Source organism: Streptomyces hirsutus, from assembly GCF_001418415.1.
Lineage (GTDB): Bacteria > Actinomycetota > Actinomycetes > Streptomycetales > Streptomycetaceae > Streptomyces > Streptomyces hirsutus.
In genome coordinates this window covers 1-17,215 of record NZ_LIQT01000292.1, presented here as the reverse complement: position 1 = coordinate 17,215, position 17,215 = coordinate 1, and the positions used below count along the sequence as shown (strand labels likewise).

Sequence of the window (17,215 nt, the reverse complement as noted above, 5' to 3'; positions counted from 1 at the left end):
CGGTCCCCGGACGCGTCCGGGAGGTGCCGGCCGCGGCGCTCCGCGAGGGTGAGGACGTCGGCCAGGGCGGCGATCGCCGCGTCATGGTCGCACAGCACCGACAGGCAGTAGGTGAACAGACCGTCCAGACACGGTTCGTGGCAGCTGGGCGGCCGGTGTGCCGGCGTGTGCGCGGCCCCGCGGTCGCGCACCTCCCGGTGCGCCCGGTGTGTGCCGGTCGTGCGGGTCGGGATCTCCGGGCCACTGCTCGTCATTCGGCGACCGTAGGCGGCCGGAGCCGACCCCTCCCGGAGCCCTGCGCACTTTTAATCCGTACGGGTGAAACGATCCCTCAATCGGGGGTGAGAACCCCTCGCTCCACGGGTGGGACGGGGGAATCGGCCCGGTCCCGGGACCGGCGACCGGGCACTGCGCGTCCGGCTGTCAGTGCCGGGCGCTACCGTTCCCAGCATGGCTGCCCGTACCAAAACCACCAAGGACCGACCGTCCTACCGCTGCACCGAGTGCGGCTGGCAGACGGCCAAGTGGCTCGGCCGCTGCCCCGAGTGCCAGGCCTGGGGGACGGTCGAGGAGTACGGCGTGTCCGCGGTCCGTACGACGGCGCCGGGGCGGGTCACCACCTCCGCCGTGCCCATCGGCCAGGTCGACGGCCGTCAGGCCACGGCCCGCTCCACCGGTGTTCCCGAGCTGGACCGGGTGCTCGGCGGCGGGCTCGTCCCCGGCGCGGTGGTGCTCGTCGCGGGCGAGCCGGGCGTCGGCAAGTCCACGCTCCTGCTGGACGTCGCGGCCAAGTCGGCGAGCGACGAGCACCGCACGCTCTATGTCACGGGCGAGGAGTCGGCGAGCCAGGTCCGGCTGCGCGCCGACCGGATCCACGCCATCGACGACCACCTGTACCTCGCCGCCGAGACGGATCTGTCCACCGTCCTCGGCCATCTGGACGCGGTGAAGCCGTCCCTGTTGATCCTCGACTCGGTGCAGACGATCGCCTCCCCGGAACTCGACGGCGCGCCGGGCGGCGTGGCCCAGGTGCGCGAGGTGGCGGGCGCGCTGATCCGCGCCTCCAAGGAGCGCGGGATGGCCACGCTGCTGGTGGGCCATGTCACCAAGGACGGCTCGATCGCGGGGCCGCGCCTGCTGGAGCACCTGGTGGACGTCGTCCTGAGCTTCGAGGGCGACCGGCACGCGCGGCTGCGCCTGGTCCGGGGCGTGAAGAACCGCTACGGCACCACCGACGAGGTCGGCTGCTTCGAGCTGCACGACGAGGGCATCACGGGCCTGGCCGACCCCAGCGGGCTGTTCCTGACCCGCCGTGCGGAGCCGGTGCCGGGCACCTGTCTGACGGTGACGCTGGAGGGCCGCCGCCCGCTGGTCGCCGAGGTGCAGGCGCTCACCGTCGACTCGCAGATCCCCTCCCCCCGTCGCACCACCTCCGGGCTGGAGACCTCGCGTGTCTCGATGATGCTCGCGGTGCTGGAACAGCGCGGGCGCATCAGCGCCTTGGGCAAGCGGGACATCTACTCCGCGACGGTCGGCGGGGTGCGGCTGTCCGAGCCGGCGGCGGATCTGGCGATCGCGCTCGCCCTCGCGTCGGCGGCGAGCGACACCCCGTTGCCCAAGAACCTGGTCGCGATCGGCGAGGTCGGGCTCGCGGGCGAGGTCAGGCGGGTGACAGGGGTGCAGCGCCGGCTTTCCGAAGCGCACCGCCTGGGTTTCACGCACGCGCTCGTGCCGGGCGATCCGGGGAAAATCCCGTCAGGGATGAAGGTTCTGGAAGTCGCGGACATAGGGGATGCTCTGCGCGTCCTTCCGCGCTCGCGTCACCGGGACGCCCCACGGGACGAGGAGGACCGCCGGTAGACTTTGCCCTGGTCTCGCCCGTCCGTACGAACCGAGTGCGTGAGGGTCTCCCGTTTGGATCTTGCCGGACAGGGAGCGGGGCCGGATGCGTGCAACTGTAGGGCGGAGGAGGGAGCCGACGCGGAGCGTCGGCGACCGACGACCACGCCGCAGATGCGCGTGCCCGGCCCCGCGAGCCCGGCATGATCCCCACGGGAGACCCTGAGCGGGGGCGCCCCAGACATCGCGACCGGAGGAGTGCAGTGGCAGCCAACGACCGGGCAGCAGCTCCCGGAAAGTCCGGCGGGAGCGCCGGTTCCGATCGCCTGATGCGCGCCTCGCTGAGTGCCGTGGCACCCGGCACCGCCCTCCGTGACGGCCTGGAGCGTGTACTGAGGGGCAACACCGGCGGTCTCATCGTCCTCGGTTCCGACAAGACCGTCGAGACGCTGTGCAGCGGCGGTTTCGTCCTGGACGTCGAGTTCACCGCGACCCGGCTGCGCGAGCTGTGCAAGCTCGACGGCGGCATAGTCCTGTCGTCCGACCTGTCGAAGATCCTGCGGGCGGGTGTCCAGCTGGTGCCGGACCCGACGATCCCGACCGAGGAGACCGGCACCCGGCACCGCACCGCCGACCGGGTCTCCAAGCAGGTCGGCTTCCCGGTGGTCTCGGTCTCCCAGTCGATGCGCCTGATCGCGCTCTACGTGGACGGGCATCGCCGCGTCCTGGAGGACTCGGCGGCGATCCTGTCCCGTGCCAACCAGGCGCTCGCGACACTGGAGCGCTACAAGCTCCGCCTCGACGAGGTGGCCGGCACGCTGTCGGCACTGGAGATCGAGGACCTGGTGACCGTGCGGGACGTCTCGGCGGTCGCGCAGCGGCTGGAGATGGTGCGCCGCATCGCCACCGAAATCGCCGAATACGTGGTCGAACTGGGCACCGACGGCCGTCTTCTCGCCCTTCAGCTGGACGAGTTGATCGCGGGCGTGGAGCCGGAGCGCGAGCTGGTCGTGCGGGACTACGTGCCCGAGCCCACCGCCAAGCGTTCCCGCACGGTCGACCAGGCCCTGCACGAGCTGAACGCCCTCACCCACGCGGAACTGCTGGAACTGCCCACGGTGGCCCGCGCCCTGGGCTACACCGGCTCCCCCGAGACACTGGACTCGGCCGTGTCCCCGCGTGGTTTCCGGCTGCTCGCCAAGGTGCCGAGGCTGCCGGGCGCGATCATCGACCGCCTAGTGGAGCACTTCGGCGGCCTGCAGAAGCTGCTGGCCGCCAGCGTGGACGACCTCCAGACGGTGGACGGCGTCGGCGAGGCCCGCGCCCGCAGCGTCCGGGAGGGCCTGTCGCGGCTGGCGGAGAGCTCGATCCTGGAGCGGTACGTCTAGGACTTCCGGTACGCCTAGGACTTCCGGTACGTCCAGGACTCCCGGTACGACCGGGCCGGTGCGCGGGGACGCGCTGCGCCCGGGGCCCGGTGCCCGCAGGGCGCGTCGCGCGTCAGGCGTTCTTCAGCACGAAGGACGTCTGCACCTTCGTGAACCCCGGCGCCTTCGCCTCGACCAGGTACGTGCCCGCCTCGGCCGACCCGGCCGGCGGCGTCGCGCACTGCGGGGCGCTCGGCTTGCGGTCCCACTTCACGGTGTACGTGATGTCGTCGCCCGCGGGCACCCGGAACATCAGACTCCCCGCGTCCTTGGGGCAGTCGTCCGACGCCCAGTACGCGTCGTCGTCGGCGGTCGCCTGAGTGATCGTCAACACCGTGCTCTTCGGGCCGAGATCGACCTTGCAGTCGCTTCCGGAGATGTTCCGCGCGGTCAGCCGGAAGGTGGGCGTCTCGTCGGGCTCGTAGGAGTTGCGGACGCTGCGCAGGCTGAACTTGACTGCGGACGCGGTGCAGTCGGGGAGACCGGACCCGGCCGGCAGCGCGTCACCCGCGCCGACCCCCGCCGTCGTACCGCCCTCGGAGCCGCCGCCCACGCTGCTCCCGCCCTCACCGTCGCCGTCCGATCCGCCGCCACCGGAGTCACCGGGGTCGCCGTTCGCCCCGTCGTCCCCCGTGCCGGTGCCGCTCGAGGAGCCGCCCGATCCCTCGCCACCGGACTCGTCCCGGCCGCCCGGCGCCTGACTGATCGCCGGCCCCGAACTCGACGGTCCCGGAGCGATGGTGGAGGGTGCGGGGTTCTTGCCGTTGGCCCCGTTTCCGTGTCCGCCGCTGTCCCCGCCGCGGAAGACGACGACCCAGGTGATCAGCAGCGCCAACACGCCCAGCAGGGACAGCAGTACGGCCCTCCTGCGCCAGTAGATGGAGGAGGGAAGCGGCCCGACCGGATTGCGCAGAGATCCCACGGCGCAAACTGTACGAGAGATCCGGGCCTTCGCTGATCCCACCCGCCGCTGAGAGCTCAACTTTTCCGGATCATCATCCCGGAAACGGCTGCCTGTTGCCGCTCTCCGTCAGGCACGGCACGCGACCATCGCGGAGTGTGATCATATGGGCGCTTCACCTACGGTCCGTGACCGAGGGGTGCGGGGGCGGCCCTCGCCGCCGGGAGCTCCGCACTCCGACACTCCCGTGTTCGCGATCGCGTCCCTTGCAGCTCTGGCCATGGCTCCGACCGTCATTGCGGCACGACGGGGTGGCGGATTCCCCGTTCACGCCGGTGGTCGTGGCAGGATCGAGAGGCCATGACTGCTCTCACGAAGCCCCAGCCCGACGGCACCGCCGATCCCTCGTCCGAGCACGCTCCCGGAGCGCAGCTCCACTCTCCCGTCATCGACTGGTTCGACGAGCACGCCCGGGATCTGCCGTGGCGACGCCCGGAGGCCGGCGCATGGGGGGTGATGGTCAGCGAATTCATGCTCCAGCAGACCCCGGTGAACCGGGTCCTGCCGGTCTACGAGCAGTGGCTGGCCCGCTGGCCGCGCCCCGCCGACCTCGCCGCCGAGGCGCCCGGTGAGGCCGTCCGCGCCTGGGGCCGGCTCGGCTACCCACGCCGTGCGCTGCGGCTGCACGGTGCCGCCGCCGCCATAACGGAACGGCACGGGGGCGACGTGCCCGCCGACCACGCGCAGCTGCTGGCGCTGCCCGGCATCGGCGAGTACACGGCCGCCGCCGTGGCGTCGTTCGCGTACGGGCAGCGGCACGCCGTGCTGGACACCAACGTGCGCCGAGTGTTCGCCCGGGCGGTGACCGGTGTCCAGTACCCGCCGAACGCCACCACGGCCGCCGAGCGCCGGCTCGCCCGCGCGCTGCTGCCCGAGGACGAGCGGACCGCCGCGCGGTGGGCGGCAGCCTCCATGGAGCTGGGGGCGCTGGTGTGCACGGCGAAGAACGAGTCGTGCCATCGCTGCCCGATCGCCGCGCAGTGCGCCTGGCGGCTCGCCGACAAGCCGGCGCACGACGGCCCGCCGCGCCGGGGGCAGACGTACGCGGGCACGGACCGTCAGGTCCGCGGGCGGCTGCTGGCCGTGCTCCGGGAGGCGCACAGTCCCGTACCGCAGGCGGTCCTGGACCGGGTGTGGCAGGAGCCGGTGCAGCGCGCCCGCGCGCTGGACGGCCTGGTCGCCGACGGTCTGGTCGAGCCGCTGCCCGGCGGCCTCTACCGGCTGCCGATGACCTGACCCGGCCGCCGGGCCCGGCGGCCGAGCCCGACGGCCGGGCCCGACGGCCGGGCCGGCGCCGGCCTGCTCACCTGCGGACGGGCCGTGTCGTCACACCTGTCCGCCGCACCCGTGCACCCGTGCACCCGTGCACCCGTGCACCCGCCCATGCGGCACACAACACCCCATAGGCCCCCCAACCCTCCCACCGCTTTACCTCGTTCCTACTTCCGTTACACAACCGACGGACAGCCGAGGGCAGGCCGCAGGCTGCTCCGCACAGTGCCGTGACAACGCCTCCGTACCTTCGTTCCCATGCCCCGCACGCAGCGCGCAGCACACGGCGCGCAGGGGCACGACCAGCACGGATCACAGCAGGGGGACCGGGCCGCACGGGCGGGCCGGTACGGGGAGCGGAAGGCGGTTCACCATGGCGCAGAGCGAGGTGCTCGGGTTCGAGGAGTACGTCCGTACCCGGCAGGACGCGCTGCTGCGCAGCGCCCGTCGTCTGGTGCCGGACCCCGTCGACGCGCAGGACCTGCTGCAGACCGCGCTGGCCCGGACGTACGGCCGCTGGGACGGGATCGCCGACAAGCGGCTGGCCGACGCCTACCTGCGCCGCGTCATGATCAACACCCGGACCGAGTGGTGGCGTGCCCGCAAGCTGGAGGAGGTGCCCACCGAGCAGCTCCCGGACGCCTGCGTGGACGACGCCACCGAGCAGCACGCCGACCGTGCCCTCCTGATGGACGTGCTGAAGGTGCTCGCCCCGAAGCAGCGCAGTGTGGTGGTGCTGCGACACTGGGAGCAGATGTCCACGGAGGAGACGGCCGCCGCACTCGGCATGTCGGCCGGAACGGTCAAGAGCACGCTGCACCGGGCCCTCACCCGGCTCCGCGAGGAGCTGGAGGCCCGCGAGCTGGACGCACGCGCGCTGGAGCGTGAGGAGCGGGAGCGTTGCGCGGCCTGACCGGCGCGAAAACCATGCGGGTCCGGAGACCCGCCCGGGCGGCGACCACGGCGACGTCCGTGCTCGTCGCCCTCACCCTTTCCGTCACCGCCTGCGGTACGGGCGGCACCGGCGCCCGCGACGAGGGCCCCGCGCACGCGGACTCGGCGGCGAGTCCCCCCACGTCCACGGCCACCGGCTCGAAAGCGCCGGTCTCGGCTGCCAGCCGGGTGGACGCCGTGCGGCTGATCAAGGATGATCCCCTGGTCTCGGCCGAGGTCAAGCGGCTCCTGAAACCGTGCGTCGCCGACGAGTACCCCGTCGACGTGAGCTACGGCAACCTCACCGGAGGCACCGCGAACGACGTCGTCGTCAACGTGTTGACCTGCGGAGACGCGGTGGGCGTCGGTTCGTACGTGTACCGCGACCAGGACGGTGCGTACGTGAACGTGTTCCGGGCCGAGCAGCCCCCCGTGTACGCGGAGATCGACCGCGGGGACCTGGTGGTGACGATGCAGGTGTACGACCGGGGCGACCCGGTGTCGAGTCCGTCGGGCGAGAACGTGATCACCTACCGCTGGACCGCGGGCCGGTTCGCCGAGGAGTTCCGCACCCACAACGACTACGGCAAGGTGTCCGGCGCGGATCCGGCCCCGGGGCCCGACAGCTGAGGTCCGGGGCCCGGAACCCGAGGCACCGAAGGTTCACGCCACGCACCACGTTTACGTTTTGTGGCGCGTGGGGTGAACCGGCGGGCCGCGCGGTCCGATGAAGGGGATGAACCCTCCGCGCGCTCCCCGCGTCCGTCCGGTGGGCGGGGTGGAACGCTCCCACCGACCCGAGAGCACACGAGAACCGAGAGCACACGAGAACCGAGAGCTGAGAGCTGAGAGACGGGGATGGCAGACCAGAACCACGTCCTGTTCGTCGAGGACGACGACGTCATCCGTGAGGCCACCCAACTCGCCCTGGAGCGGGACGGCTTCGCGGTCACCGCGATGCCCGACGGGCTGTCGGGCCTGGAGGCGTTCCGCGCCGACCGGCCGGACATCGCCCTCCTCGACGTCATGGTGCCCGGCCTCGACGGCGTCAGCCTGTGCCGGAGCATCCGCGACGAGTCGATGGTGCCGGTGATCATGCTGTCGGCGCGCGCGGACGCCATCGACGTGGTCCTGGGTCTGGAGGCGGGCGCCGACGACTACGTGACCAAGCCGTTCGACGGAGCCGTCCTGGTCGCCCGCATCCGCGCGGTCCTGCGCCGCTTCGACCGGGCGAACGGCGGCCGGGAGGGAGCGGAGGACGGGGCTCCCGCCGGCGCGCTGGCCTTCGGCGAACTGGAGATCGACACCGTGGGCATGGAGGTGCGGCGGGCCGGGGCGCCGGTGGCGCTGACACCGACCGAGATGCGCCTGCTGCTGGAGTTCTCCTCGGCGCCGGGCACCGTCCTCTCCCGCGACCGGCTGCTCGAACGGGTGTGGGAGTACGGGTGGGGCGGCGACACCCGCGTCGTCGACGTCCATGTGCAGCGGCTGCGCGGGAAGATCGGCCAGGACCGCATCGAGACGGTCCGCGGCTTCGGCTACAAACTGAAGGCCTGAGCACGGACATGCGGCGGTACTTCGGGCGCCTGGTGAGCGCGGGGACACGAGGGGGTTCCGGGGGGCCGGCGAGCACGGGCGCCCGGGAGGGATTCGGGCCGCCGGTGGGCTCCGGCGCGCAGGGCAGGTTCGGGCGGCTGGTGGGCGCGGGGCTCGAGCGGGCGGGTGTGCTCACCGGGCTGAGATGGAAGCTCAGCGCCGCCATCGCCCTGGTCGGTGCGCTGGTGGCGGTCGCGCTGAGTCTGGTCGTGCACAACGCGGCCCGGGTGTCGATGCTGGACAACGCGCGCGACCTCGCCGACGAACGCATCATGATCGCCCAGCGCAGCTACGAACTGTCGGGGCGGCTGAACTTCCCCAACACCAAGGTCGACGACCCCGACCTGCCGGCGGAGCTGCGGGCGAAGGTCGAGGAGGGCAGGCGGGCGACCTACGTGGCGAACCGGCCGGGCGGGTCGCCGGACATCTGGGCGGCCGTACCGCTGAAGAACGGCCATGTCATGTCCCTGCACTCGGGCTTCACGGACCGCAGCTCGAACATCCTCAAGGACCTCGACCAGGCCCTGGTGATCGGCTCCATCGCCGTCGTCCTGGGCGGCAGCGCGCTCGGGGTGCTGATCGGCGGGCATCTGTCCCGCCGGCTGCGCAAGGCGGCGATCGCGGCCAACCGGGTCGCCAAGGGGGAGACGGAGGTCCGGGTGCGGGAGGCCATCGGCGGGGTCGTCCGGGACGAGACCGACGACCTGGCCAGCGCGGTGGACGCGATGGCGGACGCGCTGCGCCAGCGGCTGGAGGCCGAACGCCGGGTCACCGCCGACATCGCGCACGAACTGCGCACCCCGGTCACCGGTCTGCTGACCGCCGCCGAACTGCTGCCGCCGGGCCGGCCGACCGAGCTGGTGCTGGACCGGGCGAAAGCCATGCGCACGCTGGTCGAGGACGTCCTGGAGGTGGCCCGGCTGGACGGTGCCTCGGAGCGGGCCGAACTGCAGGACATCCTGCTGGGCGAGTTCGTCGCCCGGCGGGTCGCGGCGAGGTCCTCCCGTCCGGATCAGGCCAGACCCCGCGAGCCCGGCCTGCTCCGGACGGGAGGGCCTGGGGACCCGGACGTCACGGTGCGCGTGGTGCGCGAGTCGGAGGTCACCACCGACCCGCGCCGTCTGGAACGCGTGCTGTTCAACCTGCTGGCCAACGCCGCCCGGCACGGCAGGCCGCCCGTCGAGGTCTCCGTCGAGGGGCGGGTCGTCCGGGTCCGCGACCACGGGCCCGGCTTCCCCGCGAACCTGCTCGCCGAGGGGCCGAGCCGGTTCCGCACCGGGAGCGCGGACCGGGCCGGACGCGGTCACGGTCTGGGCCTGACCATCGCGGCCGGGCAGGCCCGGGTCCTGGGGGCGCGGCTGACCTTCCGCAACGTACGGCCGGCCGGCGCGTCCGAGGACGCGCCGGCCGAGGGTGCGGTCGCCGTGCTGTGGCTGCCGGAGCACGCACCGACGGACACGGGAAGTTATCCGATGCTGCCGTAGGGCGGCCGGCCGAGGAGACCCGGGACCGGGATGTTCACCCGGACCGGAGTCCTCAGAACTGCACGCCCTTGCCGCGCAGGAACTTGACCGGGTCGATCGCAGTGCCGTAGTTGGCGCCGGTCCGGATCTCGAAGTGCAGGTGGGGGCCGCTGGAGTTGCCGGTGTTGCCGGACAGGGCGATCTTCTGGCCGGTCTTGACGACCTGGCCGGGCTGCACGTTCACCTGGGAGAGGTGGGCGTACTGGGAGTACATCCCGTTGCCGTGGTTGATGACCACGGCGTTGCCGTAGGCCGGGCCGTCGCCGGCGCCGTTGCCGCCCGCCTTGACGACCGTGCCGCCGTGCGTGGCCATGACCTTGGTGCCGTTCGGCACCGCGAAGTCCTGCCCGCTGTGGGCGGACTGCCACATGCCGCCGGCCTGGGCGTAGGTCGCGGAGATCGTGTACTGCTCCACCGGGTCGACCCAGGACGCCTTCTTCTTGGCGGGCTGAGCCGGCTTCTCGGCCTTCGCGGCCTTCTTCACCTCGGAGGCCTTCTGGGCCTCGACGGTCTTGGTCTTCGCAGCCTTGGCCTGGGCGTCCGCCTGAGCCTGCACGGCCTTGGCGGTGTTGCCGGTGACGGCCGTGGTGTCGGCGGCGGCCGCGATCCCGGCTCCCACGACGGCCGTGACTCCCATGCCGGCGGCCAGGACGGCCGCACGGGTGCGGAGGTGGGACGTGAGGAAGGAACGGGGCGTGACGCGCTGGGACATCTGAACCTCGTGGGGAAGGGGGCGGAGGAAAGCCACCGGGCGAGCTGGTCCCCGCCGCAGTGGCTATCCCTTGGTAACCCCTTCACCCACAAAGCCACAAAAAGGGTGATCTACGAGGCAAGTTCGTACTTCTGGAGTGAGATGCACGTCTCTTGACACTTGGCCCGTACCGGACGAAAGCCCTATTTAAGGCTGACCGATCAGAGCTCCACGCCAAATGTCCGCTTTGCATTTCGGTACTTCGCTACTATTTCGGCTCGTAACGGACAAAACGGCTGTGCAGCATGTCACCGAAGGGCGGGTTCGGACATTCCATAAATGTGACGTGCGCCTCTCTGGCCGCCCACCGCGCGGCCACCCTACGGTTCACCTCGCGTCACCCTCGAAGACGAGCATGCACACGACACATCGGCAGCGTCACGAGCCCGAGAGGACCCCCCACCCCATGAGAAGCCGACGCCCCTGGCTGCGCCGCGCATCGGTCACCGCCGTCTCCGCCACGGCCCTGGTGGCCCTGGCCGTCCCCGCCCGGGCAGCGACCACCCCCGGCACCTCCGCAACGGCCACGACGGCCACCGTGACGGCTACGGCAGCCGCCGCAGCGGTCGACTATGACACCTGGCAGCGGGACTGCCAGGCGGTCATGGACCAGGCGCTGCCGCAGCTGACGCAGCGGATCGCGAACCCGCGGCCGGGCGAGAAGCAGGCGATCGTCCTCGACATCGACAACACCGCCCTGGAGTCCGACTTCGGGTTCAGCTTCCCGGCGCCGGCCAACGAGCCGGTCCTGGAGGTCGCGCAGTACGCCCAGGAGCGCGGGGTCGCGGTGTTCTTCGTGACCGCCCGGCCGGGCATCGTCGAGGTCTTCACCGAGTACAACCTGGACCACGCCGGATACGAGTCCGCAGGACTGTACGTCCGCGGATTCCTCGACCTGTTCCGGAACGTGGCCGAGTACAAGACGGCCCAGCGCGTCCACATCGAGTCGAAGGGCTACACGATCATCGCCAACATCGGCAACAACACCACCGACCTGTCGGGCGGGCACGCCGAGAGGACCTACAAGCTGCCGGACTACGGCGGTCAGCTCTCCTGATCCGGCCCCTTTCGGCTGCCGTGACGCTCACACGTCGACGCTTACACGTCCTTGTTGAGGTTCGGGCCGGCTCCGCCGGCCGCCTGCTCGATCGGCGGGACGTCGGGCAGGGCCGACTTCTCCTCACCACGGAAGGTGAAGATCGCGCTCTCACCCTCGCCCTCGATGTCCACGACCACGATGTGGCCGGGGCGCAGCTCGCCGAAGAGGATCTTCTCCGACAGCGAGTCCTCGATCTCGCGCTGGATGGTCCGGCGCAGCGGCCGGGCACCCATAACGGGGTCGTAGCCCCTCTTGGACAGCAGCTCCTTCGCGGGCTGGGAGAGCTCGATGCCCATGTCCCGGTCCTTCAGGCGCTCGTCCACCTTGTCGATCATCAGGTCGACGATCGCGAGGATGTCGTCCGGGGTCAGCTGCGGGAACACGACCACGTCGTCGACGCGGTTGAGGAACTCGGGACGGAAGTGCTGCTTGAGCTCGTCCGACACCTTGTTCTTCATGCGCTCGTAGTTGGTCTTCGTGTCACCGGCGGCGGCGAAGCCCAGGTTGAAGCCCTTGGAGATGTCCCGGGTGCCGAGGTTGGTCGTCATGATGATGACCGTGTTCTTGAAGTCCACGACCCGGCCCTGGGAGTCGGTCAGGCGACCGTCCTCCAGGATCTGCAGCAGCGAGTTGAAGATGTCCGGGTGGGCCTTCTCGACCTCGTCGAAGAGGACGACCGAGAACGGCTTGCGGCGCACCTTCTCCGTCAGCTGACCGCCCTCCTCGTAGCCCACGTAGCCGGGGGGCGAACCGAAGAGACGCGAGACCGTGTGCTTCTCGCTGAACTCCGACATGTCGAGGGAGATCAGCGCGTCCTCGTCACCGAACAGGAACTCGGCGAGGGCCTTGGACAGCTCGGTCTTACCGACACCGGACGGGCCGGCGAAGATGAACGAACCACCGGGACGCTTCGGGTCCTTCAGACCGGCACGCGTACGGCGGATGGCCTTCGACAGCGCCTTGACGGCGTCCTTCTGGCCGATGACCCGCTTGTGGAGCTCGTCCTCCATGCGCAGCAGACGCGAGGACTCCTCCTCGGTCAGCTTGAAGACCGGGATGCCGGTGGCCGTGGCGAGGACCTCGGCGATCAGGTCGCCGTCGACCTCGGCGACGACGTCCATGTCGCCGGCCTTCCACTCCTTCTCGCGCTTGGCCTTGGCGGCGAGGAGCTGCTTCTCCTTGTCACGCAGGGAGGCGGCCTTCTCGAAGTCCTGCGAGTCGATCGCGGACTCCTTGTCCCGGCGGACACCGGCGATCTTCTCGTCGAACTCGCGCAGGTCCGGCGGCGCGGTCATCCGGCGGATACGCATCCTCGAGCCGGCCTCGTCGATCAGGTCGATCGCCTTGTCCGGGAGGAAGCGGTCCGAGATGTACCGGTCGGCCAGGGTGGCGGCCTGCACCAGCGCCTCGTCGGTGATCGAGACACGGTGGTGCGCCTCGTACCGGTCGCGCAGACCCTTGAGGATCTCGATGGTGTGCGGCAGGGACGGCTCGGCGACCTGGATCGGCTGGAAACGGCGCTCGAGGGCCGCGTCCTTCTCCAAGTGCTTGCGGTACTCGTCCAGCGTGGTCGCGCCGATGGTCTGCAGCTCACCGCGGGCCAGCATCGGCTTCAGGATGGAGGCCGCGTCGATGGCGCCCTCGGCGGCACCCGCACCGACCAGCGTGTGCAGCTCGTCGATGAACAGGATGATGTCGCCGCGGGTGCGGATCTCCTTGAGCACCTTCTTCAGGCGCTCCTCGAAGTCACCGCGGTAGCGGGAGCCGGCGACCAGGGCACCGAGGTCCAGGGTGTAGAGGTGCTTGTCCTTGAGGGTCTCGGGCACCTCGCCCTTGACGATGGCCTGGGCGAGGCCCTCGACGACGGCGGTCTTGCCGACGCCGGGCTCACCGATCAGCACCGGGTTGTTCTTGGTGCGGCGGGACAGCACCTGCATGACCCGCTCGATCTCCTTCTCGCGCCCGATGACCGGGTCGAGCTTGGACTCACGAGCGGCCTGGGTGAGGTTCCGGCCGAACTGGTCGAGGACCAGGGACGTGGAGGGGGTGCCCTCGGCAGGACCGCCGGCGGCGGCGGTCTCCTTGCCCTGGTAACCGGAGAGCAGCTGGATGACCTGCTGCCGCACCCGGTTCAGATCTGCGCCCAGCTTGACCAGGACCTGGGCGGCGACGCCCTCGCCCTCACGGATCAGGCCGAGCAGGATGTGCTCCGTACCGATGTAGTTGTGACCCAGCTGCAGCGCCTCGCGGAGCGACAGCTCGAGCACCTTCTTGGCACGGGGAGTGAAGGGGATGTGACCCGACGGGGCCTGCTGGCCCTGCCCGATGATCTCCTCCACCTGCTGACGGACCGCCTCGAGCGAAATCCCGAGGCTCTCAAGGGCCTTGGCGGCGACACCCTCACCCTCGTGGATCAGGCCCAGGAGAATGTGCTCGGTGCCGATGTAGTTGTGGTTGAGCATCCGGGCTTCTTCCTGAGCCAGGACGACAACCCGCCGCGCGCGGTCGGTGAACCTCTCGAACATCGTTAATCGCTCCTCAGAGCGGTCAGGCAGTGGGGGGAACTTCCCCTCCCTGTCCTTCCGCAGCTTAGTCCCGCAAGCGGGGACCGCTCATTCCAACTGCCGACACCGTCGATGGCCTCCTGACCCCGAACGCCGACATCTGCTCCAACCCGATGGTGCGAGACGATGTTCCCGCAGGCCAGGCAGTTACCCCCATCGCCAGTACGCCGATGGCGAACGCGAGATGCGCTGCCCTGCGTGTCGCCCCCTCCCACTAGGGATGTCTTACCCGCTGCGACCGACAGTCCATGCCAAGGGCAGGGGTTCCCTCCGCTACGGGCGAACAACCTTGCGCCTCCCCGGGCTCCCTCACGCCCCCCTGTTCGACACCCTGCGCATGCGCACGCACACCCAGCGTAACCCGAACGGCCTTCCGGCGGTTGCGCTTGCATGGCCGGCACCGCCTCCTCCGTCACCGCGGGCCCCTCGGGCTTTCGCAGGCCCCTCGGTCCGCTCGATCCGGCCGGGGCGGACGCCCCGGGTGATCCGGGTGATCCGGGTGATCCGGGTGATCCGGTCCGGCTTTGGTACGAGAACGAACAAGGGTGGCCGACGGTGCCCGGTTCTCCGGTACGCCTGTCGGTGGGGGTGCGCTTCGACATCCTGGACGTCCCCGCCGAGGCGGGCCGTGCGGCACTGGGGCGCCTGGAACGCCCGGGGCGTCCGGGGTCTGCGGAGTATCCGAAGGGCCCTCGGCGGGCCGGACCCGGCGCCGGGAGATTTCCGGTGGCCCTGCAGGGCGGCCGGATGCTGCTGCTGGTGGCCGCGGGCAGCGCGGAGGAGCTGCCGGGGCTGCTCGTCTGGCTGGAGTGGGGCACGCTGACCCTCGATCTGACCGCGATCGGCACGGGCGGTCTCATCGACGCTCCGCCGCCCCCTGGGACGCCGCCCCTGGGGACCTCCGGCCGCGGTGCCGTCCGGCCGGTCTCCCCGGCAGGCGTCGGTTCACAGGGGGCCGCCGTGTGGCTGCGGCCCCCCGAGTCGGGGCGCGAGGTCGAGGCCTCGCTGCCGACACTGTCGGCGACGGGGGCCCGTGGGGACGCCCCCGATCTCGTACGGCTGGTGAACACGGTGGCCACGCAGTGCCACCGGGTCCGGCTCCTGCGCACCTGCGGCCGGCCGCCGGCCGGGGTGCGCGAGGCGGTACGGGCCGACAATCAGCCGTTGGCCCGCTCGTAGGCCTCGCGAATGGCCGCGGGGACACGGCCGCGGTCGTTGACCTCGTGACCGTTCTCCTTCGCCCAGGCGCGGATCGCCGCGGTGTCCTGGTTGCCGCCGGAAGTGGCACGCGCCTTTCCGCGCCCGCTCGAAGCACGGCCTCCCGTACGACGGCCGCCCTTCACGTAAGGCTCGAGAAGGCCGCGGAGCTTGTCCGCATTGGCGGTGGTGAGATCGATCTCGTATGTCTTGCCGTCCAACGCGAACGTCACGGTCTCGTCCGCCTCGACGCCGTCGAGGTCGTCGACAAGAAGGACCTGAACCTTCTGTGCCACCGGATTTCCTTTCATCGATAACGTCAGGGCCTGGGTGTAACGGCATCCGCCGTATCGCCGTCCCCTGTTATATGCACTACTGCAGTACGTCGGAAAGCAAACCGCTTTTGCCGGAAAAACACAAACCCCGGGGACGGACCCACTGCCGCACACAGCCCGGAAACGTGCGCGTTTCGGACATAGGGAACCCGGCAAGCCCCACGGTACGGAAGCAGTACGGAATATGCCTTGAGGCGGCACACCGAGACCTCCGCCGCAAGGCGTCGGGTACGGAACGCCGACGATCACAGATGCAGAAGCATCCGGCTGTTGCCCAGAGTGTTCGGTTTCACGCGTTCGAGACCGAGGAACTCCGCGACACCCTCGTCATAGGAACGCAGCAGCTCGGCGTACACATCCCCGTCGACGGGCGTCTCACCGATCTCCACGAAGCCGTGCTTGCCGAAGAACTCGACTTCGAAGGTCAGACAGAAAACACGGCGAACACCGAGCCGGCGGGCGGTCTGCAGCAACTTCTCCATCAAGCGATGTCCCACACCGGCGCCCTTCAGTCCGGGCTTCACGGCGAGAGTACGGACTTCCGCGAGGTCTTCCCACATCACGTGCAGCGCGCCGCAGCCGACGACCTCCCCGTTGTCGTCCCGTTCCGCGATCCAGAACTCCTGGATGGCCTCGTAAAGAGTCACCGTCGCTTTGTCGAGCAGGATGCCCTTGCGGACGTAGGCGTCAAGGAGGCGGCGCACGGCGGGGACATCGCCGGTGCGGGCCCGCCGGACGGTGATGGCTTTTGCGGTGACATCCGGGCTGTCTGCTGACATGAACGGACGTTATCGCCCGCGCGGGCCCTCGCCCGCGGCGGGGTTCTCGACAGAGGGTTCCGCGGGCGGGGACTGTTCCGGCGAGCCCACTTGTTCGGGTGATCCCGCTTGTTCGGGTGATCCCGCTCGTTCCACCGGCCGGCGTTGTTCCCCGGTTTCCGGAAGCCTTGCAACGCGTACGGCATCCGTGAGGGCCTGACGCTGTTCCTCGCTCATCATGCCGAAGAAGGCGACGAGGGCGGCGGCGGGGTTGTCGCTCTGCGCCCATGCCTCGTTCATCAGCGCGGCGGCGTACGCGGCGCGGGTGGAGACCGCCTCATATCGATAGGCCCGGCCTTCCGCCTGACGGCGCACCCAGCCCTTCTGATGGAGATTGTCCAGAACGGTCATCACCGTGGTGTACGCGATGGACCGTTCCTTCTGCAGATCTTCGAGGACTTCCCTGACGGTCACCGGGCGGTTCCACTTCCACACCCGCGTCATGACCGTGTCTTCGAGTTCTCCCAAGGGGCGAGGCACACATCAGACAATAGTGCTCCATCACACCCGTGGCGTGCTGAACATGTACGAAAATCCGCAAACGTGAACAAAAAGGGCGTACGACTCGCCATCGAGTCGTACGCCGGGTCCGTCCCCCGTGCCGCCCGCGGTCGGCCGGGCGGCGGGCGGGTCAGCTGTCGGTCTTGGCGGTGGCCCGGTGGGTGGCCTCCGCGCGGTCGAGGGCCGCGTCCACGGCGGCGTCCTCCTTGGCCTTGTTGGCGCCGCCCTGGGTCTTCACGATCACCCGGATCACACCGATGAAGAGGACGGCCATGACGACCGGGGGCAGGAGCGCGGAGACGTAGTCCATGGGTCCAGGGTAGCCAGGGTGGCCCGGCGGACGACCGAGCGGGGCGGGCGCACGGCCGGGCGTGCGGGTGTACGCGGGCATGGCGGGCT

Annotated in this window: 16 protein-coding genes and 1 pseudogene; 9 read left to right on the top strand and 8 right to left on the bottom strand. The window is 70.5% G+C overall.

Translation table 11 applies throughout. The annotated features are described in order from the left end of the window. Nucleotides 1-254 (bottom strand): annotated as a pseudogene (locus AOK11_RS21780) (hypothetical protein); the annotation flags it as partial. A 196-nt stretch (nucleotides 255-450) separates the two neighbouring features. Between AOK11_RS21780 and radA the strand changes: the two are divergent. Continuing rightward, nucleotides 451-1,860, top strand: coding sequence for a DNA repair protein RadA (radA, locus tag AOK11_RS21775; protein WP_055595409.1), 1,410 nt, complete (start codon nucleotides 451-453; stop codon nucleotides 1,858-1,860). 242 nt (nucleotides 1,861-2,102) lie between these two features. Then, entirely contained in the window at nucleotides 2,103-3,227 is a 1,125-nt protein-coding gene (disA, locus tag AOK11_RS21770; protein WP_055595408.1) for a DNA integrity scanning diadenylate cyclase DisA, read from the top strand. Nucleotides 3,228-3,339: 112 nt separating this feature from the next. Here disA and AOK11_RS21765 read toward each other — a convergent pair whose 3' ends face one another. Further along, entirely contained in the window at nucleotides 3,340-4,188 is an 849-nt protein-coding gene (locus AOK11_RS21765) for a hypothetical protein (protein ID WP_055595407.1), read from the bottom strand. Nucleotides 4,189-4,527: 339 nt separating this feature from the next. Between AOK11_RS21765 and AOK11_RS21760 the strand changes: the two genes are divergently transcribed. The 5 genes from AOK11_RS21760 (at nucleotide 4,528) to AOK11_RS21740 (ending at nucleotide 9,512) form a co-directional block, all read left to right on the top strand. Then, entirely contained in the window at nucleotides 4,528-5,463 is a 936-nt protein-coding gene (locus tag AOK11_RS21760) for an HhH-GPD family protein (protein WP_055595406.1), read from the top strand. Nucleotides 5,464-5,872: 409 nt separating this feature from the next. Beyond that, entirely contained in the window at nucleotides 5,873-6,412 is a 540-nt protein-coding gene (locus AOK11_RS21755; protein ID WP_055595405.1) for a SigE family RNA polymerase sigma factor, read from the top strand. Then, a complete protein-coding gene (locus tag AOK11_RS21750; RefSeq protein ID WP_055595404.1) occupies nucleotides 6,400-7,062 on the top strand; it encodes a hypothetical protein in 663 nt (220 codons plus the stop codon). Before AOK11_RS21755 ends, AOK11_RS21750 begins: the two co-directional genes overlap by 13 nt. A 228-nt stretch (nucleotides 7,063-7,290) precedes the next feature. Next, nucleotides 7,291-7,989, top strand: a complete 699-nt coding sequence (cseB, locus tag AOK11_RS21745) for a two-component system response regulator CseB (protein ID WP_055595403.1) — start codon at nucleotides 7,291-7,293, stop codon at nucleotides 7,987-7,989. Continuing rightward, nucleotides 7,986-9,512 carry a sensor histidine kinase gene (locus AOK11_RS21740; RefSeq protein WP_420903007.1) on the top strand — a complete coding sequence of 509 codons (1,527 nt, stop codon included), beginning with the start codon at nucleotides 7,986-7,988 and terminating at the stop codon, nucleotides 9,510-9,512. The genes cseB and AOK11_RS21740 overlap by 4 nt, the downstream gene beginning before the upstream one ends. Before the next feature lie 52 nt (nucleotides 9,513-9,564). On the opposite strand, the gene AOK11_RS21735 is transcribed toward AOK11_RS21740, so the two are convergent. After that, nucleotides 9,565-10,263 carry a M23 family metallopeptidase gene (locus tag AOK11_RS21735; RefSeq protein WP_055595401.1) on the bottom strand — a complete coding sequence of 233 codons (699 nt, stop codon included), beginning with the start codon at nucleotides 10,261-10,263 and terminating at the stop codon, nucleotides 9,565-9,567. A gap of 445 nt (nucleotides 10,264-10,708) precedes the next feature. Between AOK11_RS21735 and AOK11_RS21730 the strand changes: the two genes are divergently transcribed. Then, nucleotides 10,709-11,359: an HAD family acid phosphatase gene (locus AOK11_RS21730; RefSeq protein WP_055595400.1), complete on the top strand. Its 651-nt coding sequence runs from the start codon at nucleotides 10,709-10,711 to the stop codon at nucleotides 11,357-11,359. A 41-nt stretch (nucleotides 11,360-11,400) separates the two neighbouring features. Here AOK11_RS21730 and AOK11_RS21725 read toward each other — a convergent pair whose 3' ends face one another. Beyond that, nucleotides 11,401-13,926 carry an ATP-dependent Clp protease ATP-binding subunit gene (locus AOK11_RS21725; protein WP_055595399.1) on the bottom strand — a complete coding sequence of 842 codons (2,526 nt, stop codon included), beginning with the start codon at nucleotides 13,924-13,926 and terminating at the stop codon, nucleotides 11,401-11,403. 429 nt (nucleotides 13,927-14,355) lie between these two features. Here AOK11_RS21725 and AOK11_RS21720 point away from each other — a divergent pair, with 429 nt between their 5' ends. Next, entirely contained in the window at nucleotides 14,356-15,144 is a 789-nt protein-coding gene (locus tag AOK11_RS21720; protein WP_055595398.1) for an SCO3374 family protein, read from the top strand. Here AOK11_RS21720 and AOK11_RS21715 read toward each other — a convergent pair. The 4 genes from AOK11_RS21715 to AOK11_RS21700 form a co-directional block, all read right to left on the bottom strand. Further along, nucleotides 15,123-15,458, bottom strand: a complete 336-nt coding sequence (locus AOK11_RS21715) for a histone-like nucleoid-structuring protein Lsr2 (RefSeq protein ID WP_055595397.1) — start codon at nucleotides 15,456-15,458, stop codon at nucleotides 15,123-15,125. The genes AOK11_RS21720 and AOK11_RS21715 overlap by 22 nt on opposite strands. 284 nt (nucleotides 15,459-15,742) lie before the next feature. Further along, the gene (locus AOK11_RS21710) at nucleotides 15,743-16,276 is read right to left on the bottom strand and encodes an amino-acid N-acetyltransferase (RefSeq protein ID WP_055595396.1); all 534 of its coding nucleotides are present in this window, start codon (nucleotides 16,274-16,276) and stop codon (nucleotides 15,743-15,745) included. Between the two features lie 9 nt (nucleotides 16,277-16,285). Further along, nucleotides 16,286-16,795 (bottom strand): BlaI/MecI/CopY family transcriptional regulator, encoded by a 510-nt coding sequence (locus AOK11_RS21705; RefSeq protein WP_079035001.1) that lies wholly within the window; start codon nucleotides 16,793-16,795, stop codon nucleotides 16,286-16,288. A gap of 151 nt (nucleotides 16,796-16,946) precedes the next feature. Continuing rightward, complete coding sequence (locus AOK11_RS21700; RefSeq protein ID WP_055595395.1) at nucleotides 16,947-17,126, bottom strand: hypothetical protein; 180 nt, start codon at nucleotides 17,124-17,126, stop codon at nucleotides 16,947-16,949. Between the last annotated feature and the right edge of the window lie 89 nt (nucleotides 17,127-17,215).

Bases quoted from the DNA above. Each gene is read 5' to 3' on its own strand.
- radA (WP_055595409.1), top strand. From the start codon at position 451: ATGGCTGCCCGTACCAAAACCACCAAGGACCGACCGTCCTACCGCTGC.
- AOK11_RS21760 (WP_055595406.1), top strand. From the start codon at position 4,528: ATGACTGCTCTCACGAAGCCCCAGCCCGACGGCACCGCCGATCCCTCG.
- AOK11_RS21755 (WP_055595405.1), top strand. From the start codon at position 5,873: ATGGCGCAGAGCGAGGTGCTCGGGTTCGAGGAGTACGTCCGTACCCGG.
- cseB (WP_055595403.1), top strand. From the start codon at position 7,291: ATGGCAGACCAGAACCACGTCCTGTTCGTCGAGGACGACGACGTCATC.
- AOK11_RS21735 (WP_055595401.1), bottom strand. From the start codon at position 10,263: ATGTCCCAGCGCGTCACGCCCCGTTCCTTCCTCACGTCCCACCTCCGC.
- AOK11_RS21730 (WP_055595400.1), top strand. From the start codon at position 10,709: ATGAGAAGCCGACGCCCCTGGCTGCGCCGCGCATCGGTCACCGCCGTC.
- AOK11_RS21725 (WP_055595399.1), bottom strand. From the start codon at position 13,926: ATGTTCGAGAGGTTCACCGACCGCGCGCGGCGGGTTGTCGTCCTGGCT.
- AOK11_RS21720 (WP_055595398.1), top strand. From the start codon at position 14,356: ATGGCCGGCACCGCCTCCTCCGTCACCGCGGGCCCCTCGGGCTTTCGC.
- AOK11_RS21710 (WP_055595396.1), bottom strand. From the start codon at position 16,276: ATGTCAGCAGACAGCCCGGATGTCACCGCAAAAGCCATCACCGTCCGG.
- AOK11_RS21700 (WP_055595395.1), bottom strand. From the start codon at position 17,126: ATGGACTACGTCTCCGCGCTCCTGCCCCCGGTCGTCATGGCCGTCCTC.